This is a genomic window from Streptomyces sp. NRRL B-24484, from assembly GCF_000717715.1.
Classification (GTDB): domain Bacteria; phylum Actinomycetota; class Actinomycetes; order Streptomycetales; family Streptomycetaceae; genus Kitasatospora.
Map to the genome: position 1 here is coordinate 169,412 of NZ_JOAI01000013.1, position 17,332 is coordinate 186,743.

15 protein-coding genes are annotated in these 17,332 nt (G+C 71.0%); 14 read left to right on the forward strand and 1 reads right to left on the reverse strand.

Annotation, left to right across the window (positions count from 1 at the left end; genetic code table 11):
- Positions 1–60: 60 nt before the first annotated feature.
- Positions 61–780 carry a DUF2278 family protein gene (locus tag IE98_RS0114710; protein WP_030268969.1) on the reverse strand — a complete coding sequence of 240 codons (720 nt, stop codon included), beginning with the start codon at positions 778–780 and terminating at the stop codon, positions 61–63.
- A 492-nt stretch (positions 781–1,272) separates the two neighbouring features.
- On the opposite strand from IE98_RS0114710, the gene IE98_RS0114715 reads away from it, so the two are divergent.
- From IE98_RS0114715 to nuoN, 14 genes are read left to right on the forward strand one after another with little or no spacing between them, the layout of a single operon-like run.
- Positions 1,273–1,632, forward strand: a complete 360-nt coding sequence (locus tag IE98_RS0114715) for an NADH-quinone oxidoreductase subunit A (RefSeq protein ID WP_014137597.1) — start codon at positions 1,273–1,275, stop codon at positions 1,630–1,632.
- Positions 1,633–1,692: 60 nt separating this feature from the next.
- Entirely contained in the window at positions 1,693–2,247 is a 555-nt protein-coding gene (locus IE98_RS0114720) for a NuoB/complex I 20 kDa subunit family protein (RefSeq protein WP_030268970.1), read from the forward strand.
- On the forward strand, positions 2,244–2,948 hold the full coding sequence (locus IE98_RS0114725; RefSeq protein WP_030268972.1) for an NADH-quinone oxidoreductase subunit C: 705 nt from the start codon (positions 2,244–2,246) through the stop codon (positions 2,946–2,948). Before IE98_RS0114720 ends, IE98_RS0114725 begins: the two co-directional genes overlap by 4 nt.
- On the forward strand, positions 2,948–4,279 hold the full coding sequence (locus IE98_RS0114730) for an NADH-quinone oxidoreductase subunit D (RefSeq protein WP_030268974.1): 1,332 nt from the start codon (positions 2,948–2,950) through the stop codon (positions 4,277–4,279). The genes IE98_RS0114725 and IE98_RS0114730 overlap by 1 nt, the downstream gene beginning before the upstream one ends.
- Before the next feature lie 17 nt (positions 4,280–4,296).
- A complete protein-coding gene (gene nuoE / locus IE98_RS0114735; RefSeq protein ID WP_052390534.1) occupies positions 4,297–5,016 on the forward strand; it encodes an NADH-quinone oxidoreductase subunit NuoE in 720 nt (239 codons plus the stop codon).
- The gene (gene nuoF, locus IE98_RS0114740; protein ID WP_030268978.1) at positions 5,016–6,374 is read left to right on the forward strand and encodes an NADH-quinone oxidoreductase subunit NuoF; all 1,359 of its coding nucleotides are present in this window, start codon (positions 5,016–5,018) and stop codon (positions 6,372–6,374) included. Before nuoE ends, nuoF begins: the two co-directional genes overlap by 1 nt.
- A complete protein-coding gene (locus IE98_RS0114745) occupies positions 6,371–8,833 on the forward strand; it encodes an NADH-quinone oxidoreductase subunit G (protein WP_030268980.1) in 2,463 nt (820 codons plus the stop codon). Before nuoF ends, IE98_RS0114745 begins: the two co-directional genes overlap by 4 nt.
- On the forward strand, positions 8,833–10,179 hold the full coding sequence (nuoH, locus tag IE98_RS0114750; protein ID WP_030268982.1) for an NADH-quinone oxidoreductase subunit NuoH: 1,347 nt from the start codon (positions 8,833–8,835) through the stop codon (positions 10,177–10,179). Before IE98_RS0114745 ends, nuoH begins: the two co-directional genes overlap by 1 nt.
- Positions 10,180–10,185: 6 nt before the next feature.
- Positions 10,186–10,788, forward strand: coding sequence for an NADH-quinone oxidoreductase subunit NuoI (nuoI, locus tag IE98_RS0114755; RefSeq protein WP_052390522.1), 603 nt, complete (start codon positions 10,186–10,188; stop codon positions 10,786–10,788).
- A complete protein-coding gene (locus IE98_RS0114760) occupies positions 10,785–11,639 on the forward strand; it encodes an NADH-quinone oxidoreductase subunit J (RefSeq protein ID WP_043174166.1) in 855 nt (284 codons plus the stop codon). Before nuoI ends, IE98_RS0114760 begins: the two co-directional genes overlap by 4 nt.
- Positions 11,636–11,935: an NADH-quinone oxidoreductase subunit NuoK gene (gene nuoK / locus IE98_RS0114765; RefSeq protein ID WP_030268988.1), complete on the forward strand. Its 300-nt coding sequence runs from the start codon at positions 11,636–11,638 to the stop codon at positions 11,933–11,935. Before IE98_RS0114760 ends, nuoK begins: the two co-directional genes overlap by 4 nt.
- 14 nt (positions 11,936–11,949) lie before the next feature.
- Entirely contained in the window at positions 11,950–13,848 is a 1,899-nt protein-coding gene (gene nuoL, locus IE98_RS0114770) for an NADH-quinone oxidoreductase subunit L (RefSeq protein ID WP_030268989.1), read from the forward strand.
- 46 nt (positions 13,849–13,894) lie between these two features.
- A complete protein-coding gene (locus tag IE98_RS0114775) occupies positions 13,895–15,511 on the forward strand; it encodes an NADH-quinone oxidoreductase subunit M (protein WP_030268991.1) in 1,617 nt (538 codons plus the stop codon).
- Positions 15,508–17,145: an NADH-quinone oxidoreductase subunit NuoN gene (gene nuoN / locus IE98_RS0114780; RefSeq protein ID WP_030268993.1), complete on the forward strand. Its 1,638-nt coding sequence runs from the start codon at positions 15,508–15,510 to the stop codon at positions 17,143–17,145. The genes IE98_RS0114775 and nuoN overlap by 4 nt, the downstream gene beginning before the upstream one ends.
- Positions 17,146–17,332: the final 187 nt, after the last annotated feature.

A 17,332-nucleotide genomic window follows, 5' to 3' on the forward strand; every position in this document is an offset into this window, starting at 1 on the left:
TGCGGCGGCGGACGGGCGGTCCTCCACCGTACGGGAGTGCGGCCGCCCTCCGGCAGGGCCTCAGCGGGGGTGCCCGGCGTCGTCCGTGGTGAGGACCTGGGTGTCGAACTTGATCTGCCAGACCGCGACCGACCCGGTGGGGTGCTCGCAGACCACGGCGCCGTCCTGCCAGGGGCCGTCGTCGTCCCACCACTGGCTGCCGTACGGGTCGCCCTGGTTGAGGTGGACGTCGTGGACGCCGAGGCCGGTGTCGAAGGACTGGCCGAAGACGTAGATCCGGCTCGCGGCCTGCAGGTACGGCTGCAGCACGTCCAGTGCGTTGTCGCCGTCGCTGGGCACCCAGGGGAAGGCCCGTACCGGCAGCAGTGCGGCGAGCCGGTCGGCGAGGTCCGGCCCGAAGGCGGGGGCGCCCACGGCGGGGCGTCCCAGCAGCAGCCGCAGCCGGCGTAGCAGTGCGGCGAGGGCCGCGAGCCAGGTGACGTCCTGGAGCGCCGGGCTGCGCACGTAGTCGAGGGCGCCGGAGGCCGGGTCGGAGGCCAGCGGGTGGAACCCGTCCGGCAGGGCGCGGACGGTCGCGATGTCGGCGGTGGTGAGGCCGTCGACGACCCGGTAGGCGACCCCGTTGTCGTCCGGCGAGTCCACGTCCAGTGCCGCGCGGTACGGACCCTCGGGCGTCGTCAGGGTGAGGTGGCCGTGGTACCAGCGGCCGAAGTCGTGCGAGGGGTCGCGGGTGAAGTCGTGGAAGGTGCCGGCGGCCACGCCGTACCGGGGGAGGGGCATGGACCAAGGGTGGCGGGCGGCGGGCCGGGCGGCCAGCCGCTGAACGGGTGCGCGGCGGGCATTCGTGAGCTTGTGAAAGAAAGGTCAATCGACCGCACCGCCCGCGCACTCGGGCGGGTGAGGTGCCTATATCACGCCCGACGGAGTGCTCAGAAATTTGCTCCGGCCGCCGCATGATTGATATAGGCGCAGGCCTCTGACCAGTCGCTTCAGAAGTGAATGCGACTGTTTGTGACCATTTGCCTCCATTGTGTGGATAGGCCGCGACTCGGGCTGGTTGGTGGTCGTTTGCGAGGTGGCGCAGATCACAAAGATCGTTCAGAACCGCGTGTCGCAGATCACAAGCCGACGGGCATAGGATGCGCTCGATCCGGGCTTTGTGAACTGCCTCACATGGGGTCGATCTCACGGTCCGGATCACCGGATCACCCCAGCGTGACCCGGCGGTTCCTATCTGCAGTCAAGGACGACTGGACGGAGGGAGCGGGGGCTATGAATGCCTACGCGCCGATCCTCGTACTCGGTGCCATCGCGGCGGCGTTCGCGGTCGGCTCCGTCGTGATGGCCTCGCTGACCGGCCCGAAGCGCTACAACCGGGCCAAGTTGGAGGCGTACGAGTGCGGTATCGAGCCGACCCCGCAGCCGGTGGGCGGCGGGCGGTTCCCGATCAAGTACTACCTGACGGCGATGCTCTTCATCGTCTTCGACATCGAGATCGTCTTCCTCTACCCGTGGGCGGTCAGCTTCGACGCCCTCGGGATCTTCGGGCTGGTCGAGATGCTCCTGTTCATCGCCACCGTCTTCGTCGCGTACGCCTACGTCTGGCGCCGCGGCGGTCTGGAGTGGGACTGACCGCTGACTTTGTGAACGGGCGGACAAGCCACCGGACTTGAGGGCATTGAGAGGGATCTGATGGGTATCGAGGAGAAGCTGCCGAGCGGCTTTCTGCTCACCAGCGTGGAGACCGCCGCTGGGTGGGTGCGGAAGGCGTCGCTCTTCCCCGCCACCTTCGGCCTGGCCTGCTGCGCGATCGAGATGATGACGACCGGCGCCGGCCGCTACGACCTGGCCCGGTTCGGCATGGAGGTGTTCCGCGGCTCCCCGCGGCAGGCCGACCTGATGATCGTGGCCGGCCGGGTCAGCCAGAAGATGGCCCCGGTGCTGCGCCAGGTCTACGACCAGATGGCCAACCCGAAGTGGGTCATCTCGATGGGCGTGTGCGCCTCCTCGGGCGGCATGTTCAACAACTACGCGATCGTCCAGGGCGTGGACCACATCGTCCCCGTCGACATCTACCTGCCGGGCTGCCCGCCCCGCCCGGAGATGCTGATGGACGCGATCCTGAAGCTGCACGAGAAGATCCAGCACGAGAAGCTCGGCGTGAACCGCCGCCGCGCCGAGGAGCAGGCCGAGCAGGTCGCCCTGCAGGCCACCCCGGTCAGCGAGATGCGGGGGCTGCTGCGATGACCGAGCAGAACGGCGTGCCCGCCACCCGCAAGGAGATCCCCGTCGAGGTGATCGGCAGGCGCCAGGGCATGTTCGGCGCCCAGGGCACCGGCGACACCTCCGGCTTCGGCGGCCTCACCCGACCCGTCGTGCTGCCCCCGGCCAGCACCCGCCCCTACGGCGGCTGGTTCGACGAGGTCGCCGACGAGTTCGAGGGCGCCCTGGAGGAGCAGGGACTCGACGTGGCCGAGGTGGTCGAGAAGACCGTCGTCGACCGCGGCGAACTCACCTTCCACATCGCCCGCGAGCACCTGCTGACGGCCGCCCGCACCCTGCGCGACGACCCGGCGCTCCGCTTCGAGCTGTGCCTCGGCGTGAGCGGCGTCCACTACCCGTCCGACCAGGGCCGCGAGCTGCACGCCGTCTACCACCTGCGGTCGATCACCCACACCCGGCTGATCCGGGTGGAGGTCACCGCACCGGACTCCGACCCGCACGTCCCGTCCGTGGTCAGCGTCTACCCGACCAACGACTGGCACGAGCGCGAGACCTACGACTTCTTCGGCCTGGTCTTCGACGGCCACCCCGCCCTCACCCGGATCATGATGCCGGACGACTGGCTGGGCCACCCGCAGCGCAAGGACTACCCGCTCGGCGGCATCCCCGTCGAGTACAAGGGCGCCCAGATCCCGGCGCCCGACCAGCGGAGGTCGTACAGCTGATGACCACTCACCACTACGAAGAGGCCGGCGCCCGGGAGACCACCGAGGGGCGCGTCTTCACCGTCACCGGCGGCGACTGGGGCGAGGTCGTCGAGGCCGTCGCCCGCGCCGACGACGAGCGGATCATCGTCAACATGGGCCCCCAGCACCCGTCCACCCACGGCGTGCTGCGGCTGATCCTGGAGATCGACGGCGAGACGGTGACGGAGGCCCGCTGCGGCATCGGCTACCTCCACACCGGCATCGAGAAGAACATGGAGTTCAGGACCTGGGTCCAGGGCACCACCTTCGTGACCCGCATGGACTACCTGACACCGCTGTTCAACGAGACCGCCTACTGCCTCGCCGTCGAGAAGCTGCTCGGCATCACCGGCGACGTGCCCGAGCGCGCCAACGTGGTCCGTGTCCTCATGATGGAGCTCAACCGCATCTCCTCGCACCTCGTGGCGCTCGCCACCGGCGGCATGGAGATCGGCTCCACCACGCTGATGATCTACGGCTTCCGCGACCGCGAACTCATCCTGGACGTCTTCGAGCTGATCACCGGCCTGCGGATGAACCACGCCTACATCCGCCCCGGCGGCCTCGCCCAGGACCTCCCGCCCGGCGCCGTCGACAAGATCCGCGAAGCGGTCGCGCTCTTCCGCTCCCGGATGCACGAGTACGACAAACTCGCCACCACCAACCCGGTGTTCAAGGCCCGCCTGGTCGACGTCGGCCACCTCGACCTGGCCGGCTGCCTCGCCCTCGGCGCCACCGGCCCGATCCTGCGCGCCACCGGCCTGCCGCACGACCTGCGCAAGACCGACCCCTACTGCGGCTACGAGGACTACGACTTCGAGGTCGCCACCGCCGACACCGCGGACTCCTACGGCCGGTTCCTGATCCGGCTGGAGGAGATGAAGGAGTCACTGCGGATCGTCGAGCAGTGCCTCGACCGGCTGAAGCCCGGCCCGGTCATGGTCGGCGACAAGAAGATCGCCTGGCCCGCCCAGCTCGCCGTCGGCCCCGACGGCATGGGCAACTCCCTCGACCACATCCGGAAGATCATGGGCACCTCCATGGAGGCCCTGATCCACCACTTCAAGCTGGTCACCGAGGGCTTCCGGGTGCCCGTCGGCCAGGCCTACGCGGCCGTCGAGTCGGCCAAGGGCGAACTCGGGGTGCACGTGGTCAGCGACGGAGGCACCCGGCCCTACCGGGTCCACTTCCGCGACCCCTCGTTCACCAACCTGCAGACGATGGCGGCGATGTGCGAGGGCGGCCAGGTCGCCGACGTCATCGTCGCGGTGGCCGGGATCGACCCGGTGATGGGAGGCGTGGACCGGTGAGCAACGTCGAACTCGGACTGCCGGCACTGCCGGCCAAGCCGTACCCGCAGGACGTCCACGAGCGGCTCGCCGCCGACGCCCGCGAACTGATCGGCCGCTACCCGGTCGCCCGCTCCGCCCTGCTGCCGCTGCTCCACCTCGTCCAGGCCGAGGAGGGCTGCGTCACCCCGACCGGCATCCGCTTCTGCGCCGAACAGCTCGACCTCACCACCGCCGAGGTCACCGCGGTCGCCACCTTCTACACCATGTACCGCCGCCGGCCCGCCGGCGAGCACCACGTCGGCGTCTGCACCAACACCCTGTGCGCCGTCCTCGGCGGCGACCAGATCTTCGACGAGCTCAAGCAGCACCTCGGCATCGAGAACAACGCGACCACCGACGACGGCAAGATCTCCATCGAGCACATCGAGTGCAACGCCGCCTGCGACTACGCCCCCGTGGTGATGGTCAACTGGGAGTTCTTCGACAACCAGACCCCCGAGAGCGCCAAGCAGCTCGTCGACGACCTGCGCGCCGGCCGGGAGGTCCACCCCACCCGCGGCGCCAAGCTCTGCTCCTTCAAGGAGACCGCCCGCATCCTCGCCGGCTTCCCCGACGAGCGCCCCGGCGCCGTCGACGAGTCCGGCGCCGGCGGCACCCCCTCCCTCGCGGGCCTCAAGCTCGCCAAGGGCGAGGCCCTGCCCGGCACCCCGGGCACCAAGGTGGTCGCCCCCCGCCACGAAGGGACCGAAGCGTGATGACCTCCGCCGAACCGGCCGAGAAGCTCCTGACGCCGGTCCTCTCCGCCAGCTGGGACGACGACCGCCCCTGGACACTGGAGACCTACCTCCGCCACGACGGCTACACCGGCCTGCGCAACGCCCTCGCCATGCCGCCCGACGACGTCATCGCCCTCGTCAAGGACGCCGGACTGCGCGGCCGCGGCGGCGCCGGCTTCCCGACCGGCATGAAGTGGCAGTTCATCCCGCAGAACGACGGCAAACCGCACTACCTGGTCGTCAACGCGGACGAGTCCGAGCCGGGCACCTGCAAGGACATCCCGCTGCTCTTCGCCAACCCGCACTCGCTGATCGAGGGCATGGTGATCGCCTCCTACGCGATCCGCTGCAACCACGCCTTCGTCTACCTGCGCGGCGAGGTCGTCCCGGTGCTGCGCCGGCTGCAGGCCGCCGTCGCCGAGGCCTACGAGGCCGGCTACCTCGGCAAGGACGTCCTCGGCTCCGGCATCGACCTCGACATCACCGTGCACGCCGGCGCCGGCGCCTACATCTGCGGCGAGGAGACCGCCCTCCTCGACTCCCTGGAGGGCCGCCGCGGCCAGCCCCGGCTCCGCCCGCCGTTCCCCGCGATCGCCGGCCTCTACGCCTGCCCGACCGTGGTGAACAACGTCGAGTCGATCGCCTCCGTGCCGCCGATCCTCAGCCGCGGCAAGGAGTGGTTCAAGGGCCTCGGCACCGAGAAGTCCCCCGGCTTCACCCTCTACTCGCTGTCCGGACACGTCACCAACCCCGGCCAGTACGAGGCACCGCTCGGCATCACGCTGCGCCAGCTGCTGGACATCAGCGGCGGCATCCGGGCCGGCCACCGCCTCAAGTTCTGGACCCCGGGCGGCTCCTCCACCCCGATGTTCACCGACCAGCACCTCGACGTCCCGCTCGACTACGAGGGCGTCGGCGCCGCCGGCTCCATGCTCGGCACCAAGGCCCTCCAGGTCTTCGACGAGACCACCTGCGTGGTGCGCGCCGTCACCCGCTGGACGGAGTTCTACGCCCACGAGTCCTGCGGCAAGTGCACCCCCTGCCGCGAGGGCACCTACTGGCTCGTCCAGCTGCTCAAGCGGATCGAGGCCGGCCAGGGCGAGAGCGGCGACCTGGAGAAGCTCCTCGACATCGCCGACAACATCAACGGCAAGTCCTTCTGCGCCCTCGGCGACGGCGCAGCCAGCCCGATCGTCTCCTCGCTCCAGTACTTCCGCGAGGAGTACGAGCAGCACCTCACCGAGCGGCGCTGCCCGCTCGACCCCGCCGCCTCCACCGTCTGGGCAGGCCGGCACCACGCCCACGAGTCCGCCACCGAGAGGGAGGTGCACGCGTGACCACTGCAACGACCGGCGACTCCGCCGCGGGTTCGTCCACGGCCACCGACCTCGTCACGCTCACCATCGACGGCGTCGAGGTCCAGGTGCCCAAGGGCACCCTGGTCATCCGCGCCGCCGAGCAGATCGGCACCCAGATCCCGCGCTTCTGCGACCACCCGCTGCTCGACCCCGCCGGCGCCTGCCGCCAGTGCATCGTCGAGATCGAGGGCCAGCGCAAGCCGGTCGCCTCCTGCACGATCCCGGTCGCCGAGGGAATGGTCGTCCGCACCCAGCTCAGCTCGCCCGTCGCCGAGAAGGCACAGCGCGGCGTGATGGAACTGCTGCTCATCAACCACCCGCTGGACTGCCCGGTCTGCGACAAGGGCGGCGAGTGCCCCCTGCAGAACCAGGCGATGTCCACCGGCGACGCCGACACCCGGTTCGAGGGCGTCAAGCGGACGTACCCCAAGCCCGTGCCGATCTCCACCCAGGTCCTGCTCGACCGCGAACGCTGCGTGCTCTGCGCCCGCTGCACCCGCTTCTCCCAGCAGATCGCCGGAGACCCCTTCATCGACCTCGTCGAACGCGGCGCCCTCCAGCAGGTCGGCACCGGCGAGGGCGACGACTTCCGCTCCTACTTCTCCGGCAACACCATCCAGATCTGCCCGGTCGGCGCACTCACCTCCGCCGCCTACCGCTTCCGCTCCCGCCCCTTCGACCTGGTCTCCTCACCCAGCGTCTGCGAACACTGCTCCTCCGGCTGCTCGCTGCGCACCGACCACCGCCGCGGCAAGGTCATGCGCCGCCTCGCCGGCGAGGAGCCGCAGGTCAACGAGGAGTGGAGCTGCGACAAGGGCCGCTTCGCCTTCCGCTACGCCCAGCAGCGCGACCGGATCGCCACCCCGCTGGTCCGTGGAGAGGACGGCGAACTCGCCCCCGCCTCCTGGCCCGAGGCGCTCGCCCGGGCCGCCGAGGGACTGCGCGGCGCCCGCACCGGCGTGCTCGCCGGCGGCCGCGTCACCGTCGAGGACGCCTACGCCTACGCCAAGTTCGCCCGCCTGGTGCTCGGCACCAACGACGTCGACTTCCGGGCCCGCCCGCACAGCAGCGAGGAGGCGGACTTCCTGGCCGCCGCCGTCGCCGGCCGCGGCACCGACCTGGACGGCACCGGCCCCACCTACCAGCAGCTGGAGGACGCCCCGGCCGTCCTGCTGGCGGGCCTGGAGCCCGAGGAGGAGTCGCCGATCGTCTTCCTGCGGCTGCGCAAGGCCGTCCGCGACAAGGGCCAGCGCGTCTACGCGATCGCCTCGCACGCCACCCGCGGCCTCGGCAAGCTGCGCGGCGCGCTGCTGCCCGCCGCGCCCGGCACCGAGGCCGAGTGGCTGGCCGCCCTCGCCGGCGACGAGGTGCTCGCCGACGACGCCGGCCGGGCCGCCGACGCCCTGCGCTCGCCCGGCTCGGTGATCCTGGTCGGCGAGCGGCTCGCCGACACCGCCGGCGGCCTCACCGCCGCCCTGCGGCTCGCCCACGCCACCGGCGCCTCGCTCGCCTGGGTGCCGCGCCGGGCCGGCGAGCGCGGCGCGGTGGAGGCCGGTGCGCTGCCCGGCCTGCTGCCCGGCGGCCGGCCGGTCACCGTGCTAGCCGCCCGCGCCGAGGCCGCCGCCGCCTGGGGCGTGCCCGACCTGCCGTCCCGGCTCGGCCGCGACACCGACCAGATCCTCGCCGCGACCGCGGCCGGCGACCTGGACGCGCTGCTGGTCGGCGGCGTCGGCGTCGAGGACCTCGCAGACCCGGCGCTCGCCGAGGAGGCGCTCGCCACGGCCGCGTTCGTGGTCTCGCTGGAGCTCCGGCCGTCCGCCGTCACCGCGCACGCCGACGTGGTGCTGCCGGTGGCCGCGGTCGCCGAGAAGGCCGGCACCTTCCTCGACTGGGAGGGCCGGGTCCGGCTGTTCGAGCCCGCGCTCAAGGCCGACCAGCTGATGCAGCGCCACCTGCACCCGGACGTGCGGGTGCTGAACATGCTGGCCGACGCGCTCGGCCGGCCGCTCGGCCTGCCGGACGTCACCGCCGCCCGCCGCGAACTCGACGGCTTCACCCCCTGGGCGGGCGACCGCCCGGCCGCACCGTCCGCGCACCCGGCGCCGCTGCCCCGTCCGGCCACCGGCCAGGCCGTGCTCGCCGGCCACCGGCTGCTGCTCGACAACGGCACCCTCCAGGAGGGCGACGAGCACCTCGCCGGCACCCGGCACCCGGCCGTCGCCCGGCTCTCCGCGGGCACCGCCACCGAGATCGGCGCCACCGCGGCGCTGCGGGTCACCGGCCCGGCCGGCTCGGTCGTCCTTCCGCTGGAGGTCACCGAGGACATGCCCGACCGCACCGTCTGGCTGCCCCTCAACTCCACCCCCGGCGGCGCGCACCGCGCCCTCGGCACCACCGTCGGCCACCTGGTCACCATCGCACCGGCACAGGAGGCGTGATGCGAACCCTCGCTGCCCCCCAGATGCTCGCCGCCTACGACACGCTCGCCTTCTTCGGCCGGGACCCCTGGTGGCTGGTGCTGCTCAAGGCGGTCTTCGTCTTCGCCTTCCTGGTCGGCACCGTGCTGATCGCGATCGTGTGGGAGCGCAAGGTCGTCGCCTGGATGCAGCTGCGGATCGGCCCCAACCGGCACGGCCCCTGGGGCATGCTCCAGTCGCTCGCCGACGGCGTGAAGCTGGCCCTCAAGGAGGACCTGGTCGTCACCGGGGCCGACAAGGTGGTCTACATCCTCGCCCCGATCGTCAGCGCGATCCCGGCGTTCATGGCCTTCGCGGTGATCCCCTTCGGCCCGGCCGACGACCAGGTGTCGATCTTCGGCACCCGCACCCCGCTGCAGCTCACCGACCTGCCGATCGCCCTGCTCTATATCCTGGCGACCGCCTCCGTCGGCATCTACGGCATCGTGCTGGCCGGCTGGTCCTCCGGCTCGACCTACCCGCTGCTCGGTGGCATCCGCTCCTCCGCCCAGATGATCAGCTACGAGATCGCGATGGGCCTGTCCTTCGCCGCGGTCTTCATCTACTCGGGCTCGATGTCGACCTCGGAGATCGTCGCCTCCCAGCAGCCGACCTGGTTCGCGGTGCTGCTGCCGGTCTCGTTCATCGTCTACGTCATCGCGATGGTCGGCGAGACCAACCGGGCGCCCTTCGACCTCCCGGAGGCCGAGGGCGAGCTGGTCGGCGGCTTCAACACCGAGTACTCCTCGCTGAAGTTCGCGATGTTCATGCTCGCCGAGTACGTCAACATGGTGACCGTCTCGGCCGTCGCCTCGACGCTCTTCCTCGGCGGCTGGCGCGCCCCGTGGCCGATCTCGACCTTCTGGGAGGGCGCCAACCACGGCTGGTGGCCGATGCTCTGGATCATCGTCAAGATCCAGCTGCTGCTCTTCTTCTTCATCTGGCTCCGCGGCACGCTGCCCCGGCTGCGCTACGACCAGTTCATGAAGCTGGGCTGGAAGATCCTCATCCCGGTCTCGCTGGTCTGGCTGGTGATGGTGGCCAGCGTCCGGGCGCTGCGCAACGAGGGCTACGACTTCGCCAAGGTGGTGCTCTGGGTCGGCGCCCCGATCGCCGCGCTGCTGCTGCTCGCGCTGGTCTGGGACCTGCTGCGGAAGAAGCCCGCCGCGGCCGAACCCGCCCCGCCCGCCGCGTTCGACCCGATGGCCGGCGGCTACCCGGTGCCGCCGATGCCCGGCCAGGAACTGCCGCCCGTCCCGCGCCGGCGCAGCCGCGCCCCGCAACTCCAGGACGCCCTCAACGGGGCCGACCACACCGAAGGGAGCTGAGCCGACGTGTCATCGGACGACACCTCAGGGCACGACACGACAGCCAAGCCGTCGATCCTCGGCCCGGCCGCCGGCTTCGGCGTGACCTTCAGGGCCATGTTCAAGAAGCGGCTCACCGAGCAGTACCCGGAGCAGAAGAAGCCCACCGCCCCGCGCTTCCACGGCCGCCACCAGCTCAACCGGCACCCCGACGGCCTGGAGAAGTGCGTCGGCTGCGAGCTGTGCGCCTGGGCCTGCCCGGCCGACGCCATCTACGTCGAGGGCGCCGACAACCAGGACGACGAGCGCTACTCGCCCGGCGAGCGGTACGGCGCGGTCTACCAGATCAACTACGCCCGCTGCATCCTCTGCGGGCTGTGCATCGAGGCCTGCCCGACCCGCGCGCTCACCATGACCAACGAGTACGAGCTCGCCGACTCCACCCGGGCCGACCTGATCTTCACCAAGGAGCAGCTGCTCGTCGGCCTCACCGAGGGCATGGTCGACAGCCCGCACGCCATCTTCCCCGGGGCCGACGAACAGGCCTACTACCGGGGCGAGATCACCCAGGCCGCGCCCGGCACCGTGCAGCAGGAGCGGCACCAGCACGAGAAGGAGGTGCAGCCATGACCTCCACCGGAGAGGCCGTCCAGTTCTGGGTCCTCGCGGTGATCGCCGTCGGCGGTGCGCTCGGCATGCTGCTGATGAAGAAGGCGGTGCACAGCGCGCTCTGCCTGGCGGCGACGATGCTGGCGCTCGCGGTCTGCTACATGGCCCAGGGCGCGGTGTTCCTGGGCGTGGTGCAGATCGTCGTCTACACCGGCGCGATCATGATGCTCTTCCTGTTCGTGGTCATGCTGGTCGGCGTCACCAGCGCGGACTCGCTGAAGGAGCAGCTCAAGGGCCAGCGGTTCGCCGCGGTGCTCTGCGGGCTCGGCTTCGGCGTGCTGCTGATCGCCGGCCTCGCCAACGCGAGGCTGCACAGCTTCACCGGCCTCTCCGAGGCCAACGCCGAGGGCAACGTGCAGGGCCTGGCCCGGCTGATCTTCACCAAGTACGTGTGGGCCTTCGAGGTCACCGGCGCCCTGTTGATCACCGCGGCGATCGGCGCGATGGTGCTGACCCACCGCGAGTACGTGCAGAAGCCGAAGACCCAGCGCGAGCTGGCCGCCCAGCGGGTCAGGGACAACCTCCAGGTGCCCCCGATGCCCGCGCCCGGCGTCTACGCCCGGCACAACGCCGTGGACGTCCCCGGCCTGCTGCCGGACGGCACCGTCGCCGAGGACTCGGTGATGGGCACCCTGCGCGAGCGCGGCCAGATCCGCGACGTCAGCCAGGAGATGCTGCAGCGGATGGCGGAGCTGGAGGAGTCCACCGCCGACTGGCTGGGCCGCCCGTCCTCCGCCCGCCCGGCGACGCCCGAGCAGCGCGCCGCGCTGGAGACGGTGCCGACGAAGGAGAAGAAGGAGGACGAGGCGTGAACCCCGTCAACTACCTCTACCTCTCCGCCCTGTTGTTCACCATCGGCGCGTCCGGTGTGCTGATCCGGCGGAACGCGATCGTGCTGTTCATGTGCGTCGAGCTGATGCTCAACGCCTCGAACCTGGCGCTGGTCACCTTCTCCCGGATGCACGGCAACCTGGACGGCCAGATCATCGCCTTCTTCACCATGGTGGTCGCGGCGGCGGAGGTCGTCGTCGGCCTCGCCATCATCGTGAGCATCTTCCGGACCAGGCACACCGCCTCGGTCGACGACAGCAACCTGATGAAGCTGTAGGCGGAGGGCCCACGGTGAACTCACTCATTCCGCTGCTGGTCGCGGTCCCGCTGGCCGGCGCCGCCCTGCTGCTGCTCGGCGGGCGCGCGCTCGACCGGTTCGGCCACTGGCTTGGCACCCTCGCGGCCGCCGCGTCCTTCGTGATCGGCCTGGTCCTCTTCGCCGAGATGCTCGGCCGGCCCACGGACCAGCGCCCCGTCCGCGAATTCCTCTACAGCTGGATCCCGGTGAACGGCTTCCAGGCCGACGTCGCCTTCCAGCTCGACCAGTTGTCCATGACCTTCGTCCTGCTGATCACCGGCGTCGGCACGTTGATCCACGTGTACTCGACGGGCTACATGGCGCACGACGAGCGCCGCCGCCGGTTCTTCGGCTACCTCAACCTGTTCCTGGCCGCCATGCTGCTGCTGGTGCTGGCCGACAACTACCTGCTGCTGTACGTCGGCTGGGAGGGCGTGGGCCTCGCCTCGTACCTGCTGATCGGCTTCTGGCAGCACAAGCCGAGCGCGGCGACGGCCGCCAAGAAGGCGTTCATCGTCAACCGCGTCGGCGACCTCGGCCTGTCGATCGCGATCATGCTGATGTTCGTCGAGTTCGGCTCCTTCGCCTTCGGCCCGGTCTTCGGGGCCGCCGACGGCGCGAGCGAGGGCAAGCTCACCGCGATCGCGCTGATGCTGCTGCTCGCCGCGTGCGGCAAGTCCGCCCAGGTGCCGCTGCAGTCCTGGCTCGGCGACGCCATGGAGGGCCCGACCCCGGTCTCCGCACTGATCCACGCGGCGACCATGGTGACCGCCGGCGTCTACCTGATCGTGCGTTCGGCGGACATCTTCAACCTGGCGCCCGACGCCCAGCTCGTGGTGACGGTCGTCGGCACGGTCACCCTGCTCTTCGGTGCGATCGTCGGTTGCGCCAAGGACGACATCAAGAAGGCGCTGGCCGGCTCGACGATGTCGCAGATCGGCTACATGGTGCTGGCCGCGGGCCTCGGCCCGATCGGCTACGTCTTCGCGATCATGCACCTGGTCACCCACGGCTTCTTCAAGGCCGGGCTCTTCCTCGGCGCCGGATCGGTCATGCACGGCATGGACGACGAGGTGAACATGCGCCACTACGGCGGCTTGCGGAAGTACATGCCGATCACCTTCGCCACCTTCGGCCTCGGCTACCTGGCGATCATCGGCTTCCCCGGTCTGTCCGGCTTCTTCTCCAAGGACAAGATCATCGAGGCGGCGTTCTCCAAGGGCGGCACGGAGGGCTGGATCCTCGGCCTGTGCGCCCTGGTCGGCGCGGCCGTCACCGCGTTCTACATGACCCGCGTGATGATGATGACCTTCTTCGGGGAGAAGCGCTGGCAGGCCGACCCGGAGACCGGCGAGGAGCCGCACCCGCACGAGTCGCCCAAGGTCATGACGCTGCCGATGGTGGTCCTCGCGGTCGGCTCGGTCTTCGCCGGCGCGCTGTTCACCTACGGCGACGCCTTCCTGAAGTGGCTGGAGCCGGTCACCGGCTTCGAGGAGGGCCACCCGCCGATCCCGGCGGCCGTCGTCACCGCGCTCACCACCGTCTGCATGCTGGCCGGCGTCGGCCTGGCCTACGCGATGTACGGCCGCAGCCGGATCCCGGTCACCCCGCCGGTGGGCTCCGCGCTCACCCGGGCCGCCCGCCGCGACCTGCTCCAGGACGACTTCAACCACGCCGTCCTGGTCCGCCCCGGCTCGGCGCTCGCCGCGACCCTGGTCTGGTTCGACAGCCGCGGCCTGGACGGCTTCGTCAACGGCCTCGCCGCCACCATCGGCGGCGTCTCCAGCCGGCTGCGGCGGGTGCAGACGGGCTACGTCCGCACGTACGCGCTCTCCATGTTCGGCGGCACGCTCGTGCTGGTCGCCACCACCCTGCTCATGAGGTCGGTCTGATGGAAGGTCACACCATGACTGCTGAGGCTCTGCGGGGAGGCCGGCCATGAGCTACCTGCTGACCGCGACCTGTGCCGTGCCCGCCGCGGGCGCGGTGGTCACCGCCGCGCTGCCGGCGGGCAACAGCGAGGCCCGCCGGCGCACCACCAAGGCCGTCGCCCTGGCCGTCTCGGCGGCCGCCCTCGCGCTGACCGCCGTCGTCGCCGCCCGGTTCGAACCGGGCGGCCCCCGCTACCAGCTGACCGAGTCCCACAGCTGGATCCGCTCCTTCGGCATCTCCTTCTCGCTCGGCGTGGACGGCATCGGCGCCGTCCTCGCCCTGCTCACCGCCGTCCTCGTGCCGCTGGTGATGCTCGCCTCCTGGCACGACCCCGACCCGGCCCCCGCCCCCGAGGGCAGCTTCGAGGCCAAGCGCCGCACCCAGGGCTTCTTCGCCCTGATCCTGGCGGTCGAGGCGATGGTGCTGGTGTCCTTCCTGGCCACCGACGTCTTCGTCTTCTACGTCTTCTTCGAAGCCATGCTGATCCCGATGTACTTCCTGATCGGCGGCTTCGGCGACCGGGCCGGCGGACCCGACGCCGGGAGGCAGCGCTCCTACGCCGCGGTGAAGTTCCTGCTGTACAACCTGCTCGGCGGCCTGGTCATGCTGGCCGCGGTGATCGGGCTGTACGTCGTCGCCGCCGACCAGGACCTCGCCACCTTCGACCTGCCGACGCTCACCAACGCGATCGCCGACGGCAAGCTGGCGATCGACCCGACCACGGAGAAGGCGCTCTTCCTCGGCTTCTTCTTCGCCTTCGCGGTGAAGGCACCGCTCTGGCCGCTGCACACCTGGCTGCCGAACGCGATGGGCGAGTCCACCGCCGGAACGGCCGTCCTGATCACCGCGGTCGTCGACAAGGTCGGCACCTTCGCGATGCTGCGGTACTGCCTCGGCCTCTTCCCCGACGCGTCCAAGACCTTCGCCCCGGCGATCCTCGTGCTCTCGCTGATCGGCATCGTCTACGGCGCCCTGGTGGCCATCGGGCAGAAGGACATCAAGCGGCTGGTCGCCTACGCCTCCATCTCGCACTTCGGCTTCATCATCATGGGCATCTTCGCGCTGACCAGCCAGGGCCAGACCGGAGCCACCCTCTACATGGTCAACCACGGCATCTCCACCGCCGCCTGGATGCTCGTCGCCGGCTTCCTGATCTCCCGCCGCGGCTCGCGCCTGATCGCCGACTACGGCGGCGTGCAGAAGGTCGCCCCGGTGCTCGCCGGCACCTTCCTGATCGGCGGACTCGCCACCCTGTCGCTGCCCGGCATGGCGCCGTTCGTCAGCGAGTTCCTGGTGCTGGTCGGCACGTTCAGCCGGTACCCGGCGATCGGCATCGCCGCCACCTTCGGCATCGTGCTGGCCGCGCTGTACGCCCTGCTGCTGTACCAGCGCACCATGACGGGCCCGGTGAAGCCCCGGATCGAGGGCATGCCGGACCTCAAGGTCCGCGAACTCGCCGTGGTGGCACCGCTGGTGGCACTCACCCTGCTGCTCGGCGTGTACCCCAGGCCGCTCACCGACATGGTGAACCCGGCCGTGGACGCCACGCTCTCCCAGGTCCACCGGACCGACCCGGCACCGGCCCACCCGGTCGCCGCCACCACCGGAGGTGAGCACGAATGAGCCCCACCCTGTGGCTCGCCGCCGCGGGCGGCAACAGCGCGAGCATCCCCGCCCCGCACATCGAGTACGGCCAGCTCTCACCGATGCTGATCGTCTTCGCCGCCGCGGTCGTGGGCATCCTCGCCGAGGCCTTCGTGCCCCGCCGGGCCCGCTACGGCGTGCAGACCGGCGTGTCGCTGCTCGGCCTCGTCGGCGCCTTCGCCGCGGTGGTCGTGCTCGCCGCCCAGGGCCACGCCACCACGCAGGCCGGCCTGCTCGCGATGGGCTCGGTCGCGATCGACGGCCCGGCGCTCTTCCTGCAGGGCGTCATCCTGCTCACCGCGGTGATGGCCGTCCTCACCTACGCCGAGCGCCGGCTGGAGCCGCGCCTCAACGGGCACGGCGTCGACTCCTTCACCGCCCAGGGCGGCGCCGTCCCCGGCGGCGACCAGGAGCGCGAGGCCACCCGGGCCGGCTTCACCACCACCGAGGTCTTCCCGCTCACCCTCTTCGCCGTCGGCGGCATGCTGCTCTTCCCCGCCGCCAACGACCTGCTGACCATGTTCGTGGCGCTGGAGGTGCTCTCCCTCCCGCTCTACCTGCTGTGCGGCCTCGCCCGCCGGCGCCGGCTGCTCTCCCAGGAGGCGGCGCTCAAGTACTTCCTGCTCGGCGCGTTCGCCTCGGCGTTCTTCCTCTTCGGCACCGCCCTGCTGTACGGCTACGCGGGCAGCGTCCAACTCGGCGACATCGCCGACGTGGTCTCCGGGGTCGCCCCGGTCACCCCGGCGCTCGCCGTCACCACCCAGAACGACGCGCTGCTGCTGATCGGCCTGGCCATGCTCGCCGTCGGCCTGCTCTTCAAGGTCGGCGCCGTGCCGTTCCACGCCTGGACCCCGGACGTCTACCAGGGCGCCCCGACCCCGGTCACCGGCTTCATGGCCGCGGCCACCAAGACCGCCGCCTTCGGTGCGTTCCTGCGCCTCTTCTACGTGGCCTTCCCCGGCCTGAAGTGGGACTGGCGGCCGGTCATGTGGGGCGTCGCCATCCTCACCATGGTGGCCGGCGCGATCCTGGCGGTCACCCAGCAGGACGTGAAGCGGCTGCTCGCCTACTCCTCGATCGCCCACGCCGGCTTCATCCTCACCGGCGTGATCGCCACCAACCGGCAGGGCCTGAGCGCCGTCCTCTTCTACCTGCTCGCCTACTCCTTCGTGACGCTCGGCGCCTTCGCCGTGGTCACCCTGGTGCGCGACTCCAAGGGCGAGGCCACCCACCTGTCCAGCTGGGCCGGCCTCGGCCGGCGCTCCCCGCTGGTCGCGGCGGTCTTCGCCCTGTTCCTGCTGGCCTTCGCGGGCATCCCGCTGACCAGCGGCTTCACCGGCAAGTTCGCGGTCTTCCAGGCCGCGGCGGCCGGCGGCGCCACCCCGCTGGTGATCGTCGGCGTGCTCAGCTCGGCCGTCGCGGCGTTCTTCTACATCCGCGTCATCGTGCTGATGTTCTTCTCCGAGCCGCAGCCGCAGGGCCCCTCGGTGGCCGTGCCCAGCCCGCTCACCGCCACCGCCATCGGCGTCGGCGTGCTGGTCACCCTCGGCCTCGGCCTGCTGCCGCAGTACTTCCTCGACCTGGCGTCGAAAGCCTCGCTCTTCGTCCGCTAGGCCGCCCGGCCCCGTCGCCCGGCAACCGACGCCCGGCCCCCGCCGTTCGGCGGGGGCCGGGCGCCTCCGTGCCGGCCCGCGTCCGTCCGCGCGCCCGAACGGGCTCCCGGACGGCCCTGCGCGGCACCCCGACGCGCTGGTTGGGGACATGCCCGTGCAGTGATCCACTCGTGACCGGATACGCTGC